Source organism: Synechococcus sp. R8-2 (genome assembly GCF_047461715.1).
Taxonomy (GTDB): Bacteria; Cyanobacteriota; Cyanobacteriia; order Thermostichales; family Thermostichaceae; genus Thermostichus.
Genome location: NZ_JANSHQ010000076.1, coordinates 1 through 18,373, shown reverse-complemented (window position 1 = coordinate 18,373; position 18,373 = coordinate 1). Strand labels below are relative to the sequence as shown.

Here is an 18,373-nt window from a genome sequence, read left to right as displayed (position 1 = left end):
GCTGCACGGTTTTGATGATTACTCATGACATCGACGAGGCTCTTTACTTGTCAGACCGTGTGGTGATGATGACCAACGGCCCCGCTGCCCATATTGGTGAGATCTTGACCATTCCCTTTGAGCGACCGCGCATCCGCTCCCGCATTATGGAAATGCCCGAGTTCTACGAATTGCGCAACCGCGCCCTTGACTTCCTCTATCGCCGCTTTGCCCATAGGGAGGATTAAGCTAGGAATCAAAACGCTTGGGGAGGGAAGTTGATGGCCGCTGCTCCGGTTCAGGTAGCTCCAACCGATCTCCCAATGGAGGGGCGGGTCTTGCCCTGCCCAAAACCCTTGCCGACTATCTGGCCAATCCAGTTGCCCAAACCAAATGGGTAGATGGCTACATTGTGGAGAAAGTGGGGCAAACCTTAGGGCATGCAAAGATCCAAACCCGACTTCTCTTCCGTTGGCTCGGTTATGTTGAATGTCTGCCAGTGGGGGGTATGGTTTTGGTGAAGGCTCCCGGCCAAACCAAAGGCAGAGTCAGAAGACCTGATGCTGCCTACTCATCTCCAGATTTAATCCAGCAATTTGGAGAGGATATTGCCACGCTGCTGCAGAACTATCCTCTGGTTGAGGAGATCTTCTCTCCAACCGACTGTGGAGCAGCTTTTTTCCTAGAAAGCCCAAGAGTATCTCAGCTCCGATGTACTGGAAGTCTGGCTGGTTTTTCCCAGAAGCAAATACGTTTTTATCCAAACTCAAGATCGCTATCTTTGGCCAGCTGAACAGGACACTGACAAGAGCTAGGTTGTATTACCTGGCTTGGAGATCCAAGTTGCTGCTCTTCTCAGCTAAGGGATCCAAAATGCGAGAGAATTGGGCGTTTAATAGGGATCCCCACTCATGGTGACCGCGATGGAGCCGGAAAAAGCTGTCATCAAAACCCTATGTCCCTATTGCGGTGTGGGATGTGGATTGGAGGCGGTTTCGACAGCCTCAGGTGACTGGAAAATGAGAGGCGACCGGGAGCATCCTTCCAGCTTGGGGATGGTCTGTGTAAAGGGGGCTACGGTTCTGGAGGCAGTTGGTCGAGATCGGCTGCTCTCTCCCCTGTTTCGGGAGAGCTTGGGCCAGCCCTTTCGTCGCATTTCTTGGGATCAGGCTTTTGAGGAGATGGTTTCTCGGCTGCGCTGCCTCAAAGACAACCCTCACTCCATGGCTATGTATGGATCGGGGCAGTTGCTCACTGAAGACTATTACGTTGCTCAAAAGCTCATTAAGGGCTGCCTGGGCACCAATAATTTTGACACCAACTCGCGCTTGTGCATGTCCTCAGCCGTCTCAGCCTACACCCAATCCCTGGGATCCGACGGTCCCCCCTGCTGCTATGAGGATCTCGATCTCTGCAATCTGGCTTTTCTGGTGGGCACCAACACCGCCGAGTGCCACCCCATTCTTTTTAATCGCTTGAAGAAGCGGCACAAGCCCGGATCCCCCCTCAAAATGGTGGTCGTGGATCCCCGGCGCACTCAAACAGCAGAAGCTGCTGATCTCCACTTAAAAATTTGTCCTGGAACCGATATCGATCTTTTCAATGGGATTGCCCATTTGTTGTTAAAGTGGGGATCCATTGCTGCTGATTTTATCGAGGGCTGCACCCAAGGTTTTGCTGAATATGCAGCTTTGCTGGCCGATTATGAACCGCAGATTGTGGCCCAGCGCTGTGGAATTGCAACTGAGGACTTGATTAAAGCGGCCAAGCTTTGGCAGGGATCCCAAAGGGTTCTCTCCCTTTGGTCGATGGGCCTAAACCAGTCCAGTGAGGGCACCGCCAAGATCACCAGCTTAATCAACCTGCATCTCCTGACCGGGCAAATTGGCCGACCGGGGACGGGCCCCTTTTCCTTGACCGGCCAGCCCAATGCCATGGGTGGTCGAGAGGCGGGGGGGTTATCTCATCTGCTGCCGGGATATCGGCTGGTGAGCCATCCCCAGCATCGGGCAGAGGTGGAGCAGGCTTGGGGTTTGCCCAGCGGTTCCCTCTCTCCCTGCCCAGGGCTGAGGGCTACCGAGATGATTGCCGCTCTGGAAACCGGATCCCTGCAGTTCTTCTGGATTGTGGCCACTAATCCTTTGGTGAGCTTTCCGGATCTGGAACGGGTCAAAAAAGCCCTGAAAAAGTCTCCCTTTACTGTTTATCAAGAGGCTTATTACCCTACGGAAACGGCAGAATATGCCCATTTGCTTTTGCCTGCCTGTCAGTGGAGCGAGAAAACCGGGGTGATGACCAACTCCGAGCGCAGGGTTACCCTTTGTCAAGCCTTTCGAGACCCCCCTGGCGAAGCCCGACCCGATTGGGAGATCTTTGCTGAAGTGGGGCGCAGGTTGGGCTTTGAAGCGCAATTTTCCTTCCAAACCGCGGCAGAGGTTTATGCAGAATTTGCCGCCCTTACCGCAAATCGCCTCTGCGATCACTCCGGCCTCAGCCATGCCCTTTTGGCAGAACAAGGCCCTCAGCAATGGCCTTATCCCAAAGAAAGAACCTCGGCCCCTAAGTCCACTCGCCTCTACACAGATTGGCGTTTCCCGACCCCCAATGGCCGCGCCCGCTTTATCCCCCACCCTTCCCGTGGCCTAGCAGAGCCGCCGGATCCCCAGTTTCCCTACGTATTAACCACGGGCAGGCTATACGGCCATTGGCACACCCAAACCCGTACCGGCAGGATTGAAAAAATCAAGCACATGCACCCCCAACCCTTTATTGAAATCCATCCTCGCGATGCGGAAAAACTGGGCATCCAAGGTGGAGATTGGGTTCAAGTGCGTTCTGCCCGCGGACGGGCCTATTTCCCGGCCAAGATAACTGCCAACATTGCTCCCGGTACGCTATTTGTACCCATGCACTGGGGATCCCTCTGGGCAGAACAAGCCGAGTGTAATGCCCTTACCCATGACATCAGTTGTCCCGATTCCGGCCAGCCGGAATTAAAAGCCTGCGCCGTTGCTCTTGAGAAAGCCGATCCACCGCTCAAGCAATCCCCTCAACTCTAGATTTGGTTCCTAATCGAGGTTCCCATGACTCTGTTTCAGTTTGAGCAAGATTTTGCCGACTCTCTGCGATGCATCCCCATGACCTTGCGCCTAAAGCTGGATTTGTGCGGGATCAAGCTCAAGCTCCATCAATGGGCCAAGTTTTCCTTAGAAGAGCGGCGGAAGTGTGTTGATTGGCCCTCTGAATCTCCACAGGATCTAGAAGAACTCCGCAACCATCTGCGCCATTTGGTTCGCTCCATCTGCCACGAAGAGGCGCAAGAGATTCCCATTGACCCCCAGCCTGAATGGCAAAATCCCAACCAGATCCCAATGGCTGTCCAACAAAAAGCTCAAGACCTGGGGATCCGGCTTGCCCTCGATTTCTGGAGAAACTTGCACGATATCCAGAGATTTGCCTTGCTGAAGTTGAGCCGATCCCATCACGAAAACAAAAATTTCTTGCCCGCTCTGCGAGAGTTTGGCCTGAAGATGGCGAGGGATGGTGATTGCAGTTACTCTGAATCTATTTGAGAGAGATAGTCTCCTCTGCCATGCGCTGCCCCAGACGGCCACCCCCAACCCCTCTTCCACCCTGGGAGAGGAAATGCCTGCTCTAGGGGATCCGGGTCCGCAACAGTTCAAGTGGGCTAATGGGGGATCCCCCTCGAGAGGGGAGAGACTCAGCTCAGCAATATCCGTGCCTAGTCAAAGCAGAGGGCTATTGTTAAGGAATCTAAAGTAAAGTTGAGCTTTTGATATCACTGTTGCCGTCTTGTTACCGAAAGCGCTATCGTCTAAGCATCAAAGCTTTTTTCAAAGCTGCTTTATGGGCCCTGGAGGAGCGACCCCTCTGGGGCTTCTTCCATCCGGCTGCAGCTGAGAGGGCAAGGGATGGCTTTATGGGGTAGGGATCACTCCTCGGCGGACGGCAGGCCCCAGGGCGTGGCTGCCGATGTCAGAACGGTAGTAGGCCTTGGGAAACTGCACTTGCTCCACGGCTGCGTAGGCTTGGCGCAGGGCCTCGGGTAGGGTTGCCCCTTGGCCGGTAAGACAGAGAACGCGCCCGCCATCGCTCAGGAGCTGCTTGCCTGCCTGGCGGGTACCCGCATGAAACACCAACGCCCCCGTGGTGGCAGCTGCATCCAAGCCGGAGACGGGGATCCCTCGCTCGTAGGCATCGGGATAGCCTGGGGCTGCCATCACCACGCAGGCGGCATAGCCGGGTTTCCATTTGAGCTGGATTTGGGCCAGCCGTCCTTCTATACAGGCCAGCAGCACCTCGTCCAAAGGGTTTTCCAGCAAGGGCAGGAGGACTTGAGCCTCTGGATCCCCAAAGCGGCAGTTGTACTCCAACACGTAGGGATCCCCACTGGGCGTGATCATCAAACCGGCATAGATCACCCCCTGGTAGCGGATGCCCCGCCGTTGCAAAGCCTCCAGGGTGGGATCCAGGATCTGGGTTTGGATGCGGGCCAACCCTTCTGGAGTGACCAGGTGATCCGCAGGGGCATGAGCTCCCATGCCGCCGGTGTTGGGGCCAGTATCGCCCTCGCCAAGGCGCTTGTAGTCCTGGGCAGGTGGCAGCGGCACACAGATCTGGCCATCGGTTAGAGCCAAAACCGACACCTCCTGGCCGGGGATAAACTCCTCGATCAGCACCTGATCGCCCGGCTTGGCCAGGGCTGCTTCCAGGGCTTGCACGGCTTCTTCCCGGTTTTGGGCAACGGTTACCCCCTTGCCGGCAGCCAGTCCATCTTTTTTGATGACCACTGGGAAACTCTGGGAGTCGAGATAGGCCACAGCGGCAGATAGCTCAGCAAAGCCGGTAGCGCGAGCAGTCGGGATCCCCGCCTCTTGCATCAATTGCTTAGCCCAGAGTTTGCTTCCTTCCAGTTGGGCAGCGGCGCGGCTAGGCCCGAAAATGGGCAACCCTGCTGCCTGGAAGGCGTCCACGATCCCCTGCACCAAGGGCAGCTCTGGCCCTACCACCGTCAGGCGGATCCCTTGTACGGTAGCAAACCGCACCAGGCCTTCAATGTCGGTAGCCGCCAAAGCCACGGATTGACAGCGGGGCAGCTGCTGCATGCCGCCGTTGCCGGGGGCACAGTAGATCCGAGTAACCTGGGGAGACTGCAACAGCTTCCAGGCCAGAGCGTGTTCTCGCCCCCCAGATCCGATGACCAGAGCCTGCATGGTGTGCTATTCCGCTGTTTCTAAACCCAGCTTGCCTGTTTTCCGAACATCCCCCATTAGACCATGTTCTTGTACCATTTCTGGGGTGTTGGCGCACTCCGGTCAGTGGACGGCGAGAGAACGGCCCCGCCAAGTCCAGTTGCGGCCGGTGGTGGTGCGGATGGCCGAAGCCAAGATGATGGCCGCTGTCGCCCAACCCCCCACTGCCGTTAGCCACCAGTAGCAGAGGGGCAGATGCGCCCAATGCCGGAGCAGAAGCCGGATGGCCAATTGGGCCAGGATCCCTGCCAAGCTGGCCAACAGCACCTCCAGGGATCCCGTAGCCCCAGCCAGGATCACCCCCAACCAGGGCAAGCTGCAGATCCCCAAGACCGTACCCATTGCCAACACCGCCAAGGCCCAGTTGCGCTCCAGGCCCAGGAACCAGTTTTTGGTCCACCCTTCCCAAAGGGCAGCCCCGTTGGCATACATGCGGCTGCGCACCCGCGGCCCTCCCAGGCAAATTTGCAGGCCTAACCCCTGGGCTTTGATCCGTTGCCCCAGGGCCACATCCTCGATCACCACATCGGCCACTCCGGCGTGCCCGCCAACTTGCTCGTAGGCAGAGCGCCGAAACAGCATGAAAGGGCCAAAGGCAAAGGCTTTGGGGTTGTCGGGATCGTTCACGGCGGCAAAGTTGTAACCCACCGCCAGGATGGTCATCATGATGGGTTGCACCAGCCACTCCGCCAGGCAACCGCACACCAATTGCGGCCCTACACTCACCAAGCCGCTGCCGCTTGCCAGCAAATGTCCTAAGGCCGCTTCAATGGCACCGGATCCCAGCCGCACGTCGCAATCCAGAAACAGCAAGTAGTCGGCTTCTACGCGGGCGACGGCTTGGGCACAGGCCCAGTTTTTGCCCACCCACCTTTGGCCTTTGGGACGGGGATCCCCCTTGAGCAGGTGTAGGCGCGGATCTTGCCGTTCGGCAGCCAGGGCTTGGGCCAGCTCCCAGGTGGCATCCGTGGATTCATCGTCCACCAACCACACCTGTAAAGGGGCAGAGGTGCTGTCCAGAATGCTGCTCAGGCAGCCCACCACGTTCTCGGCCTCGTTGTAGGCGGGCACGATCACCGCCAGCCGCTCCATCCCGGCCGCGATTTCCCCTGCCTGTTCCGCCGGGGGATCCCTCAGCCAGGGGGAAGCCCGCAACGCTCGCCTCAGTTGCAGGGCCACTAGGGCAATCGCCAAAGCTGTTAAGGACAATACCCCCGTTAGGATTTCTCGGATCCCCACTCCTGCTTCCCTCGTTGTTTAGATGTGCTCAGGAACAGATTCCCACCTCTAATGCTCTAGCTCTGGGATGGCCCAATGATTTTCTAGGCAGACAAAACCCCCTCTACGATATCGCCATAGGGCCGGGGAAAGATTAGCCAGACCTGGCGCTGGGTTTCCACCAAGGCACGCACCAAAGGGGAAAGATGGGCAATTTCTTCATAGCCACGCTCGGTTTTGAGCTGGATCCCTTGGTCATAAAAGCTATAGCCCTGGACATGGGCAGAGCGGATGCCCAAGTAACTTTCAGGATCCAGCCCGTCCTGCAGCATTTTGGCCTGCACGGCGGCCACCAGGGTTTGGCGTTGTTCCTCAGACAACTGGGTAATGTTGCGGGCCTTGAACAAATCCCGCTCCAAGTAGCGCCGCGACAGATCCGCCAAGATGGGATCCTTCCCCGACATGGCCCAGAGGCGCATGGGGTAGCTGAAGATGATATCGTCGGCAGCCAAGTAGAGGGGGAGCGGCAACTCGAAGGGATCCCCTTTTTGAGCCGCCAGCGAGGCCCAGCACCAAGCGCTGAGGATGGGATCCAGCTCAATCTCCCCCCTTTGCAGGAGCGCCTCTGCCCGCCTGAATAGCCGCTCCAAGATAAAACGGGCACAGAGGCTCTTGGGGTGCTGGTACACCTGGGTGTACATGAAATAGCGCACCACCAGGTAGTGCTCGATGGCCCCCAGGCCTTTGCGGGCGGGGATGGACAGGGATCCCGTCTCCGGGTCATAATCCAGCACCGTTAGGATGCGATCCAAGTCCAGGTGGCCGTATTGGGCACCCGTGAGCAGGCTATCCCGCATCAGGTAATCGAAGCGGTCGCAGTCCAGTTGGCTGGAGATGAGTTGCCCCACCAGCGGCAGGGGAAACTGCTTCTGCAGCACTTGCTGCATCTGGGCCGGCAGTTGGGGATCAAACTCTGCCAGCAGCGTCCCCACCTGGGGATCCTCCCGGAGAATGCGGGCCGTCCAAACCTCGTGCCGGCAGCCGAAGATCTCTTCCCCGGCATGGCTAAAAGGGGCATGGCCAATGTCGTGCAGCAGAGCCGAGGCCAAGGTTACCGCCCGATAGGGACGCAGCTCCGGGTGGCGATGGGCCAATTTGTCGAACAGCCGCCGCGTTACCTGCAGCACCCCCACCGAATGGGTAAAGCGGGATCCCTCTGCCCCGTGGAAGGTAAAAAAGGCCGTGTCCAACTGGCGAATGCGGCGCAGCCGCTGAAAGGCCGGTGTATCGATCAGGCGAATGAGCAGAGCCTCAACCGCGTCCCCTCCATTCAGGCTGATGGCGCCATGCAGGGGATCGTGGTAGGTGCGGGACTTGCAAAACCGTAGCGGCATACTCCCACCATACCTCGCCAATTTTGGGATCCTTGGCTAGCCTGTCTGGGGGTGCTTCCCGCCTCGCCCTATCTATGCCCGCTTTCCCATGCCTCTCTCTGCAAAGGATGCCAGCACCCGAACCCCAGAAAACTCGACTCCAAGACAACAAGACAGCTGGGTGTTCCTCCTCTCCCTGCTGATTTTGATACTCAGTTTGGGGCTAACCGGCTGCTCTGCCAGTTCTGGATCCCCTGTTGTGCCCAGCCCACCCACCCTCACCCGCTACGTTGCCCTGGGAGCCAGCGATGCCGTTGGCTACAACGCCTCCATTTCCTGTGATGGCCCAGCCAACGCCGCCGGCACTCGACCCCAGCGCTCAGAGCCCCTGGACTGCCCCAATGGAACGGGCTATGTGCCCCGCCTGGCTCGCTTCCTGCCCGGCCCAGTGGAGCTTATCAACCTGGGCCGTTCGGGAGCGGTGCTCAGCCCCGCCATGCAAGCCCTGAGGCAGGGGATCCCGGCCAATTTGCTGCAGGATCAAGTGCCGCGCCTTCCCCCCGATGCCACCCTGATCACCATTTGGGTGGGCGGAAACGATACCAACGCCATCGCTCTGGCGGCGGCTCAACGGGCTCTCCAAGGTGAGGATCCCTTGCCCTTCGTCGATCAGCAGATCCGACAATTCGCCGCCGATTACCAAACCCTGCTGCAAGCGGTGCGTGCCCGTGCCCCTCAAGCTCGCCTGGCGGTGGCCAACCTGCCCAACTTCGCCCTGATTCCTCTGGGTCAGCAGCAACCCAGCAGCGTGCGCCAACTGCTCTCCCTGATCTCGGTTGGCCTCACGCAACGGGCCATCAACCCCTTAAGCCAACAGGGGATCCCGGTGGTGGACTTGCTCTGCGATCCCCGCTCCTACCGACGCGAGTCCTTCTTTCCCGGCCCGCTGGCCGACGGCTTTCACCCCAACGACCGGGGCTACGCCGATTTGGCCGATGCCTTCTTGAGCGCCCTTCGGCAACCGCTCCCTCCCCAAACCCGCTGCCCTCCCTTTAGCGAGGTGGGATCCCTGCAACCAGATGCGGCGGCAGAGTCCGCCCTCCGAGGTTTTCTCGCAGATGGGTACAGGCCGGCACAATAGGATCCCTGCACCGGGCAAGGGATCCCAAAGGCGCTTAGACGATCCAGCCACGGAGAACGGGCCAGTTTTAGGAAGCAGCCACAGCCGTCGAGGAACGCCGCCGCCGGCCCAGAGCACCCGCTACCGGCTCCGGTTGGGTTTCCACACTCAGGGAAGACACAGACTCCTCTTCAGGGGATTGCACAAAAACCGCCACCGTGGGCTTGCCGGGCAATTGTTCTCGCAAGAAACGGCGCACCACCCGCTCCACTTCGCCCTTAAGGCCGGCCCAGTCGATGTCCAGGCTGCCCCGCTCCAGCGAGCGAGCAAATTGGGGCCACGCTTGCCGAAGGGTGTTCTCCAGAAGGGGTTTCAGGTCGGATCCCTTGAGTTGGTTCCCTTCCCCCGCCAAGCCAAAGGTTTGCACCTGTGGGGTGCAGAGCAACTGGCCACTGCCGTCCAGGCTGATCACCACCGTCACCATGCCATCTTTGGCGATCTGCTGCCGCTCCTGCATCATCTCATCCATCACCACTCCATCGTGGGAAGCGGCGATCATCTGTAGGCCAGAGGGGACGCGGCCTGTGATGGCAATGCGCTCCCGGTTCACCTCCACCACATCGCCATTGTCGATGATTACAATGTTTTCCCGCGGGATCCCCATGCTCATGGCGGTTTCGGCGTGCTTGACCAGCATGCGGTATTCCCCGTGGGTGGGGACAAAGAACTTGGGGCGGGTCAGGGCAATCATCAGCTTTTGGTCTTCCTGGCAGCCGTGGCCGGAAACGTGCAGGCCCTTGTCTTTGCCGTAAATGACATTGGCTCCCAGCTCCATTAGCTTGTCAATGACCCGCGAGACTGCGATCGTGTTGCCAGGGATCGGGTTGGCCGACCACACCACCGTGTCGCCTGGCTTGATTTGCAACTGCGGGTGCTCGCCGTTGGCGATGCGGGTAAGAGCAGCCAGCGGTTCTCCCTGGGATCCGGTGGTGAGGATGATCACCCGGTCATCCGGCAGGCTGTTGATCACATGCATTGGCTGCAGCGTCTCGTCCTTGCAGCGGATGTAGCCCAAGCGCCGCGCATGAGCCACCACGTTTAGCATGGAGCGGCCCAGCAGAGACACCACCCGACCTTGCTGTTCGGCAATCTGCAGCACCAAGTTGAGACGATGTACCGAAGAAGCAAAGGTGGTGATGATCACCCGCCCTTTGGCTCCGGCAATGGCCTTGGTGAGACCGGGCACCACTGAGGCTTCAGAGGGGGTGAACCCCGGCACTTCAGCGTTGGTGGAGTCGCTGATCAGGCAGAGCACTCCCTTTTCCCCATGTTCGGCCAACCGCTGCAGGTCGAAGTACTCCCCATCCACGGGGGTATGGTCGATCTTAAAGTCGCCGGTCTGAATAATGACGCCCACAGGCGTGTGCAGAGCCACCGTAAAGCTATCGGCAAAAGAGTGGGTGTTGCGAATGAATTCGGCAAAAAAGTGCTTACTCAAGGGAACGATTTCACGGGGGCCAACAGGACGCAGCTCTGTGCGGTTGAGCAGGCCCACTTCCCGCAGTTTCTCTTCCAGCAGCGCCAGCGCCAATCTGGGGCCGTAGATGACCGGAATATCAAATTCCCGCAGGTGATACGGGATGCCACCGATGTGATCTTCGTGGCCGTGGGTAACCACCATCCCCCGCACTTTGTCCCGATTTTGCTTGATGTAGGTCATGTCCGGCAGCACGATGTTAATGCCGTGCATGCTCTCATCGGGAAAAGCCAAACCGGCATCCAAGAGGATGATGTCATCCTCGTAGCGGAAGGCCCATGTGTTTTTGCCGATCTCCCGCTCGCCGCCCAGCGGAATCATCTGAACGGAAGAGGTGGATTGTGGGATCACAGAACGAGAAGCAACTGAAGAACGTGGTGTTGGCATATGGGTTTAGATCCTCAACAGTAAAAAAACAAAAACAGAAATAGGCGCAGGCTATCCCCAACAAGGCTGTGGGTGAAAGCTGAACTCAGCCGCCGCAACTTATTTGCTTCCCAAGCTGGGAAAGAGCTTTTCGGGGAAAAAGCCACTTACCCACAGGTCAAACGCCACAAAAGAGCCCCTTGCAAACCCCTGAAAACCGTGGTCATGGCAGAAGCAAAGTCTAAAAATGCAATCATGAAACTTTTGTCGCCATTTGTTCGGATCCCTTCGATTCAGCCAGTAGGCCCATCTCTTCAAGCACCTGTCGCAAAACCTGCAGAGAACTGGGCTGTAGAGGCGCTAGGGGAAGGCGCGCCCGACCCACTCGCCAACCCTGCATCTCCAATGCGGCCTTAATCGGAACTGGGTTGGTCTCGATGAATAAAACCTTGAACAACGGAAACAGGCGCAGGTGGTGGGCCAAAGCTTGATCGTGTTGCCCCCTGATGTAGCTCTGGATCAGCTCCTGCAACTGCAACCCAACCAGGTGGCTGGCTACACTGACCACACCGCTGCCTCCCAAAGATAGGAGTGGCAACGTCAAAGAGTCATCTCCCGAATAAATGGCAAAACGCGAGGGAGTGAGTCGCCGAATTTCCGAAGCTACATCCATCATACCACTGGCTTCTTTGATGGCGACAACCGTTTCCAATTCTGCCAATTTCGCTACGGTCTCCGGCTGTAAACTGGCCCCTGTCCGACTGGGAATGTTGTAGAGCAAGATGGGCAGGTCACTGGCTTGGGCGATGGCCTTGAAGTGCTCATAAAGGCCGGCCTGGGTAGGCTTGTTGTAGTAGGGCACCACCTGCAGAGAGCCATCCAAACCGAGTTGAGCGGCCTTTTTTGTGGCTTCAACGGCCTCACGGGTGGAGTTGGATCCCGTCCCGGCGATCACCTTAGCCCGACCGGCTACGGCATCTCGCACCACGCGGAACAGCTCGTATTCCTCTTGCCAAGTCAGGGTGGGAGACTCGCCCGTAGTGCCACAGACCACCAGGCCGTCGCTGCCGTGGGTTGCCAAGTAATCGGCCAAACGAGCGGCCTCATCGTAGTTAAGCTCCCCCTCATCGGTAAAGGGGGTAACCATGGCCGTCAGCACTCGACCGAAGTTCACCGATTGCTTCTCCCCATCAACCACACCAATCCGACGATTAACCGGGCGACCCAGATGAGACCAGTTTGTTTTTCCATCATACTTGCCTTTGCGTTAGGGATCCCGCTTGCCTGCCCTGCCAAGGCCCAGTTTGTGCCTCACCCGGTTGCCACAGGCTGGATAAAAGGGGGATAACAAAGAAGACAGACCGTTTGAACACAGAATGTATAGCCATTTGCCAATCCTGCCCCTACCTTTGGGGGGAGCAGCCTTTCTACCGACACTTGAGGATCCCTATGGACGCCCTAACTGCCCTGAAAGAGCGCATTTCCGCCGACAAATTGGATCCCAGCCGCCGTTTATCGGAAGCGGAGATCCGAGAGCTGGTGGCTTATGCTACGGAAGCTCCTTCTTCCTTCAACATTCAGCACTGGCGGTTTGTTGCGGTCACCGACCCGGAAGACAAAGAGCGCCTCAAATCTCTGGCCTACAACCAACAGAAGGTGGCGGATGCATCGGTGGTGTTTATCATCCTGGGGGATCTGCGGGGGTATGAGAAACTGCCTGAAATTGTGCAAAGAAGCGTTGCTGCCGGGATCCTCCCCCCCGAAAAAGCGGAAGGCTGGGTGAACATGGCCCAGGCAACCTATCTCCACAATCCCACCTTGGCGCGGGATGAAGCGATTCGCTCTGGGGCGATGGCTGCCATGGCGCTGATGATCGCGGCTCAGGCCAAGGGTTTGGTGAGCGGGCCGATGATCGGCTTTGATCCGGAAGGGGTAAAGCGGGAGTTCGGCATTGCCGACCGCTACGTGCCGGTGATGCTGCTGGCGGTTGGATATGCGGCAGCGGGTAACCTGCCGCGCAAGCCTCGCTTGGGGGTGGATGAAGTTCTGGCCTTTGGGCGAGGGCGGGAGTTTTAGCTCTAGGCTCAGGTGGGATCCCTGTCGCCCTCTCCTGGGCTCCTACCGGCATCAAGCCTTGAGAAAATGAACCAGCTGTTGTAAGCGATCCCAAGCGGCACCCCTGGCGAGAATCTCGCGAGCTTGGGCGATCCCGGCTCTCCAATCGGGGGCCACTCCGGCCACCTGCAGGGCCAAAGCAGCATTCAAGGCCACCACATCCTGCTGGGCAGGCGTCCCGGATCCCTGGAGAACTTGGGCGAGGATGGCAGCATTTTCCGCCACATCCCCCCCCTTGAGAGCTTGGGTGGGTGCCAGGGTCAGCTCGTAATCTGCAGGGTTCAAGACTTCCGTCCGCACCGACCCGCCGCAAAGGACGCCCAAATCCGTGGGCTGATCCAGCCCGGCCTCGTCGAGACCTTCGCGGCTGTGCAACACAATGGCCCCTTCCCGTCCCAACAGGCGCAGGGCCTCTGCCATTACCGGCACCAGCTCCTGGGCGTAAACCCCGATCACCTGGCGGTTGGGATAGAGGGGGTTGACCAAGGGCCCCAACAGGTTGAAAATGGTGCGAACCTTGAGGGCCCGCCGATAGGGGATCACCGCCCGCATGGCCGGGTGCCACTGGGGAGCAAACAAAAAGGTGATGCCCACTTCCGCCACAGCCGCCCGCACCCGCTCTGGCTCAGCCCCCAAGTTCACCCCCAGGGCCTCCAGCACATCCGCCGAGCCGACCTTGCCAGAGGCGGAACGGTTGCCATGTTTAACCACCGGGATCCCGGCTGCACTGACCACAAAGGCCACCGCCGTGGAAATGTTAAAAGTGCCGGCCCCATCGCCGCCGGTGCCACAGGTATCCACCAGGAGAGGCAAGTCCAGCGGGGATCCCAGCGAAGCCCGCTGTAGCACTCGTGCCATGCCGGCCAGTTCACCAGCGCTCACACCCTTGGCTTGCAGGGCCGCCAGAATCGCCCCCGACACCACATCTGGCACTTGGTTCTGGAGCCAACCGTTCATCAACTGTTCAGCTTGGGCTTCGCTGAGAGATTGCCGATCCAGCAACTGCCCCAAAAGCTGTGGCCAAAGGTCAGCCGTTTCCGTCATGGGTCGGGATCCTGGGTGTCAGCGGGTACTTATAGTAGCGTATCTAGTAGCGTATCCCGCCTCTGGGTCACTTGCCTCGTGCAGGTCGGGCCATGCTGATGGTTGGTATAGTGGGTTTGACCTGAGCCGTTTCCGGCCCTAGCAGGGTGCGCTCCATTCTTCTCTTCCCTCCCGGAGGTTGTGATGAACCCTCCAACTAACCCAAGGGCTTGCAGCCAGCTTGCACGAGCGGGAGCCTTTGCCCCCATCCATGTTGTGGGCGGGGGGTTGGCGGGGACAGAAGCTGCTTGGCAAATTGCCCAGGCAGGGTTGCCTGTCATCCTTTCGGAGATGCGCCCCGTGCGTCAGAGCCCGGCCCATCACACCGATCAGTTGGGGGAGCTGGTGTGCAGCAACTCCTTTGGGGCTGCGGCCAGCGATCGGGCGGCAGGGCTGCTCAAGGAAGAACTGCGACAACTGGGATCCCTGGTGATCGCGACGGCGGATTGCCATGCAGTGCCGGCAGGAGGGGCATTGGCAGTGGATCGGGCCCGCTTCAGCCAGGCTCTCACGGAAGCCATTCAAAACCATCCCCGCATCACCCTGCGTCGGGAGGAGGTGACGGAGATCCCGGAGGGCATTGCCGTCCTCTGTACCGGCCCTCTGACCAGCGATCCCCTGGCCAAGGCACTGCAAGCCTTTACGGGCCTGGAGTACCTGAGCTTTTTTGATGCGTCTAGCCCCATTGTTACCGGGGATTCGTTGAACCGAGCGGTGGTGTTTCAGGCTTCCCGCTACGACAAGGGGGAAGCAGCCTATCTCAACTGCCCCATGACGGAAGCGGAGTACGAACGGTTTTGGCGGGCGCTGGTGGAGGCGGAGCAGGCGCCCCTCAAGGATTTTGAACGGGAGGAGCGCAAGTTTTTCGAGGGCTGCTTGCCGATTGAAGAAATGGCGCGCCGGGGCAAAGACACCCTCTGTTTCGGCCCCTTGAAGCCGGTGGGGCTGGTGGATCCGCGCACGGGATCCCGTCCTTACGCGGTGGTGCAGTTGCGGCAAGAGGACAAAGCAGGGCAGCTGTGGAACTTGGTGGGCTTTCAAACCAACTTGAAATGGGGAGAACAGCAGCGGGTCTTTCGCCTCATCCCCGGCCTGGAACAGGCGGAGTTTGTCCGCTTTGGGGTGATGCACCGCAATACGTTTTTGAATTCCCCCCAGCTTCTGTGGCCGACCTTGCAATTTCGTCGCCGACCCACGCTGTTTGCCGCCGGCCAGTTGGTGGGCACCGAGGGCTATGCCTGCGCGGTGGCAGGGGGATGGTTGGCCGGGCAGAACGCCGCCCGCCTGGCTCTGGGGTTGCCCTTGATCACGCTGCCCCCCGAAACAATGATGGGATCCCTGTTTCAGTTCATCAGCAGCGCCGATCCCAGGCACTTTCAGCCGATGCCGGCCAATTTTGGGCTGTTGCCGGATTTGGAGGGGCGCAAGCTTCGCAACAAGCAGGAGCGCTATGGCCGTTACCGGGATCGCGCTTTGGCTGCTCTGAAAACGACTGGGTTGGTGCGCCAAGTGCAAACCGCCTAGGGGAGCTTGGAGCGTGTTCCCGACCATTGCGATCCAAGTCAAAGTCGAGATTGAGCGTTATCGTCATTTGAAACTAGATTGAGACACTTCCTAGGCGTTTCGCGACCGCCCCCAGCCCCTCTCCCGCTGGGGGAGGAGAGTCGGGAAGCAATGCCACAGAAATATTTAGAAATGTTTCATTCCTATGCCGCGGTAGCAGATCCCAAAACGAGCTGTCAAAAGCTGGGCAAACCTGTTGGCTACCTTCCCTCTTTCCGCTGCTCACAAGACAAAAGGGCGCGCATGGACTCCAACAGTTGGGGTGCCCTCTGGGTTAGGTCTTGATAGAGGCAAATTTGCTGTTGGCAGCGGGCCAGGTTATGGGCTTTGCGGCTGGGGTAGCGCTGGGGATCCCAATTCCAGTAGGCGTCTTCAAACCAATCCTGCAAAAAGCGCATCCCCAATTCCAGGGTAATCAGTTGGATCCCTTGGAGAAGGAGTTCCGGTTGTAGGGCGTGCAAGTTCCCGGTTTGGGCATAGCCCCGCAACCCGGCCAGGATCGCCTCTGGCTGAAGGGTATTTCCTCGTTTGCCCCAGGAGCGCAGGGCATCCCCCAATTCAACATAGAGATTGTGATACATAAAGGTGTCCAGATCCACCAGGCCCACAAATCGCCCCTGCTCATCGAACAAAAAGTTGTTGAACTTGAGATCGGCATGGATGATTTGAGTTGGGATCCCCGAGGGCAGCAGAAGATTGGGCACAGTTTCGATTAAAAACTGCCATTCTGCCTGCACTTCTAGGGCCGGCTCATACTGGCGTAGCTGTTGCCAAAGGTGAGCCGTATCGTGAAAATGCGGGATCTGGAAGCGAAAACGATAGTCCATCTGGGCCAAGAGTCGATGCAGGCGTCCAACGGCTGCCCCCGCCTCTTCCAGATAGCCCCAATTGGGAGGAGTTGGGTGACAGGATCCCGGCAGACAATCCATGACCCGCCACAGCCCTTCTGCCCAGGACAAGTGCAGGGATCCATCGCGAGCGCGGCGGAATTGGGGGACGGGGAAGCCGTGTTGTCTCAACCATTGGCCGATGGCTTGACCATCTTCAGTGACAGCAGGATCAAATCGGGGGTGAAGGCGCTGGACGATGAAGGATCCCTCAGAGGTGATGAGTTTCCAGGTTTGGTGAATGAGGCCCACTCGGATGGCTTCGGGTGGCTCTGGATCCCCCAGTTGAAAGTGTTGGACAAGGGGATCCAGCCAAGTCAGGTCAAGCATAGGCAAGGAAGAAATCTATTCAAGCTTGGGGTGCTGGGTCGATCTTTTCGTTTTCAGAGCTGCCTCAAACTGCTTACCACAGCGGCGGCCTTTGAGGCTTACAGTTCAAGTTCTATTGAAGTGGCTTCATGTTGACGATTTTACCGTCCTCGATAAACAGGGCAAGTTGTTTGGGAGGGTGCAGCTTGTTATGCAACCACAGCCTTTTTGCGGCTCACCCGAACGGGACTTGTCGCCAGAACTCACTGCCCAATTGGCCGAGAACTCAGGTGTCGTTGTGGCAAACCCGCGAAAGAGCCCCATTTGCTACCTTAATGAAGGTTGCTGGCCGGACAACCGTTAGGTTCCCTCATCACCCCATGGATACCCGCCTAATCAACATTGGCTTTGGCAACATCGTCGCCGCTGGGCGTGTGGTCGCCATTGTCAGTCCCGAGTCAGCTCCCATCAAACGCATCATCAGCGATGCCCGCGAGAGGGGCCAGTTGGTGGATGCTACCTATGGTCGTCGTACCCGCGCTGTCATTATCACCGATTCCGGGCACGTTATCCTCTCCGCCATCCAACCCGAAACCGTTGCCAACCGCTTCCTCACGGCCAAGCCCGGTTTGCCAGACGAAACCGAGTGAAAGCCCATCGCTGTGAGCCGTTTGAGAAACCAGAAGTGAGATATCCTAAAACAAACCCAAACAAGTCAATTGCCCAGCCGTCTTGCGTCGGTCTCTGTCTATGCCAACCTCTCCTACCCCGGTTTCCTCTGAGTGTACGCAGCAGCAGGGATCCCTTCCGGCTCCTACCCCGCGCGGTCGCTTGGTGGTTTTGACAGGGCCCAGCGGAGTGGGTAAGGGTACGCTGGTCAACCAGTTGCGCCAGCGCCACCCCGAGCTGTATCTCTCGGTTTCGGTCACCACCCGCCCCCCCCGCCCCAGCGAACAGGAAGGCGTCAACTACTACTTTCGCAGTCGGGAGGAATTTCTCAACTTGATTGAAGCCAACGAGCTGTTGGAATGGGCACAGTATGCGGGCAACTTTTACGGCACTCCCCGCGAGATCGTGTTCCAAAAACTCAATCAGGGTCAGGATGTGCTGCTGGAAATTGAGCTGGCGGGGGCCCGTCAGGTGAGGCAACAGTACCCAGATGCCATTCGCATCTTTCTCTGTCCCCCTTCTCTGGAAGAGCTGGAACGTCGCATCCGCGAGCGCGGACAAGACTCGGAGGCCAGCATCGAGCGCCGCCTGGAACAGGCCCGCAAGGAATTGGATGCCCAAGACGAATTTGACTACGTGATTGTCAACGACAACCTGGAGCAAGCGCTGCAGGAGCTGGAAGCCCTGCTCTATCCCCCCTCTCCCTCTTCAAAGGAGCAGCAGCCCTAGCTTCTCCAGCCCCTTCCCGGAACGCTGGTGTCGGTGGTGCAGTGGCTCCAGATTGGGCCTAGGGTTAACTTTCGGTTAAGAAAAAAGCTGCTGGGGAGGGTAGTTTGGCTTTACCAAAAAACTGGGTCTGAAGCCCCGCCCTAAGGCCTACG

Annotated in this window: 14 protein-coding genes and 1 pseudogene; 8 read left to right on the top strand and 7 right to left on the bottom strand. The window is 58.5% G+C overall.

The features are described 5' to 3' along the window. From NW819_RS01980 to NW819_RS01970, 3 genes and pseudogenes are all read left to right on the top strand, one after another. Positions 1 to 227, top strand: a pseudogene (locus tag NW819_RS01980) (ABC transporter ATP-binding protein); the annotation flags it as partial. A 675-nt stretch (positions 228 to 902) separates the two neighbouring features. Next, on the top strand, positions 903 to 3,038 hold the full coding sequence (locus NW819_RS01975; protein WP_414412733.1) for a molybdopterin oxidoreductase family protein: 2,136 nt from the start codon (positions 903 to 905) through the stop codon (positions 3,036 to 3,038). A gap of 24 nt (positions 3,039 to 3,062) precedes the next feature. After that, positions 3,063 to 3,551, top strand: a complete 489-nt coding sequence (locus tag NW819_RS01970; RefSeq protein ID WP_414357823.1) for a nitrate reductase associated protein — start codon at positions 3,063 to 3,065, stop codon at positions 3,549 to 3,551. A gap of 366 nt (positions 3,552 to 3,917) precedes the next feature. On the opposite strand, the gene purD is transcribed toward NW819_RS01970, so the two are convergent. The 3 genes from purD to NW819_RS01955 all read right to left on the bottom strand — a co-directional run bounded on the left by purD (position 3,918) and on the right by NW819_RS01955 (position 7,864). After that, a complete protein-coding gene (gene purD, locus NW819_RS01965) occupies positions 3,918 to 5,213 on the bottom strand; it encodes a phosphoribosylamine--glycine ligase (protein ID WP_414412732.1) in 1,296 nt (431 codons plus the stop codon). A gap of 102 nt (positions 5,214 to 5,315) precedes the next feature. Continuing rightward, positions 5,316 to 6,491, bottom strand: coding sequence for a glycosyltransferase (locus tag NW819_RS01960; protein WP_414412731.1), 1,176 nt, complete (start codon positions 6,489 to 6,491; stop codon positions 5,316 to 5,318). 83 nt (positions 6,492 to 6,574) lie between these two features. Then, positions 6,575 to 7,864, bottom strand: coding sequence for an HD domain-containing protein (locus NW819_RS01955; protein ID WP_414412730.1), 1,290 nt, complete (start codon positions 7,862 to 7,864; stop codon positions 6,575 to 6,577). 160 nt (positions 7,865 to 8,024) lie between these two features. Here NW819_RS01955 and NW819_RS01950 point away from each other — a divergent pair, with 160 nt between their 5' ends. After that, positions 8,025 to 8,984, top strand: a complete 960-nt coding sequence (locus NW819_RS01950; RefSeq protein WP_414412729.1) for an SGNH/GDSL hydrolase family protein — start codon at positions 8,025 to 8,027, stop codon at positions 8,982 to 8,984. Between the two features lie 67 nt (positions 8,985 to 9,051). On the opposite strand, the gene NW819_RS01945 is transcribed toward NW819_RS01950, so the two are convergent. Next, positions 9,052 to 10,887, bottom strand: coding sequence for a ribonuclease J (locus tag NW819_RS01945; protein ID WP_414412728.1), 1,836 nt, complete (start codon positions 10,885 to 10,887; stop codon positions 9,052 to 9,054). A 232-nt stretch (positions 10,888 to 11,119) separates the two neighbouring features. Beyond that, on the bottom strand, positions 11,120 to 12,040 hold the full coding sequence (gene dapA / locus NW819_RS01940; protein WP_414412727.1) for a 4-hydroxy-tetrahydrodipicolinate synthase: 921 nt from the start codon (positions 12,038 to 12,040) through the stop codon (positions 11,120 to 11,122). 275 nt (positions 12,041 to 12,315) lie between these two features. On the opposite strand from dapA, the gene NW819_RS01935 reads away from it, so the two are divergent. Then, on the top strand, positions 12,316 to 12,942 hold the full coding sequence (locus NW819_RS01935) for a nitroreductase family protein (protein WP_011431721.1): 627 nt from the start codon (positions 12,316 to 12,318) through the stop codon (positions 12,940 to 12,942). 51 nt (positions 12,943 to 12,993) lie between these two features. Here NW819_RS01935 and trpD read toward each other — a convergent pair whose 3' ends face one another. Then, positions 12,994 to 14,025 (bottom strand): anthranilate phosphoribosyltransferase, encoded by a 1,032-nt coding sequence (trpD, locus tag NW819_RS01930; protein WP_414412726.1) that lies wholly within the window; start codon positions 14,023 to 14,025, stop codon positions 12,994 to 12,996. A 183-nt stretch (positions 14,026 to 14,208) separates the two neighbouring features. On the opposite strand from trpD, the gene trmFO reads away from it, so the two are divergent. Continuing rightward, positions 14,209 to 15,588, top strand: a complete 1,380-nt coding sequence (gene trmFO, locus NW819_RS01925) for an FADH(2)-oxidizing methylenetetrahydrofolate--tRNA-(uracil(54)-C(5))-methyltransferase TrmFO (RefSeq protein ID WP_414412725.1) — start codon at positions 14,209 to 14,211, stop codon at positions 15,586 to 15,588. 239 nt (positions 15,589 to 15,827) lie between these two features. Here trmFO and NW819_RS01920 read toward each other — a convergent pair whose 3' ends face one another. After that, positions 15,828 to 16,844, bottom strand: coding sequence for a phosphotransferase enzyme family protein (locus NW819_RS01920; protein ID WP_414412724.1), 1,017 nt, complete (start codon positions 16,842 to 16,844; stop codon positions 15,828 to 15,830). 359 nt (positions 16,845 to 17,203) lie between these two features. Here NW819_RS01920 and remA point away from each other — a divergent pair, with 359 nt between their 5' ends. Beyond that, the gene (gene remA / locus NW819_RS01915) at positions 17,204 to 17,473 is read left to right on the top strand and encodes an extracellular matrix/biofilm regulator RemA (RefSeq protein WP_414330335.1); all 270 of its coding nucleotides are present in this window, start codon (positions 17,204 to 17,206) and stop codon (positions 17,471 to 17,473) included. A gap of 100 nt (positions 17,474 to 17,573) precedes the next feature. Beyond that, positions 17,574 to 18,221, top strand: coding sequence for a guanylate kinase (gene gmk, locus NW819_RS01910; RefSeq protein WP_369791759.1), 648 nt, complete (start codon positions 17,574 to 17,576; stop codon positions 18,219 to 18,221). The last annotated feature ends 152 nt before the right edge of the window (positions 18,222 to 18,373 follow it).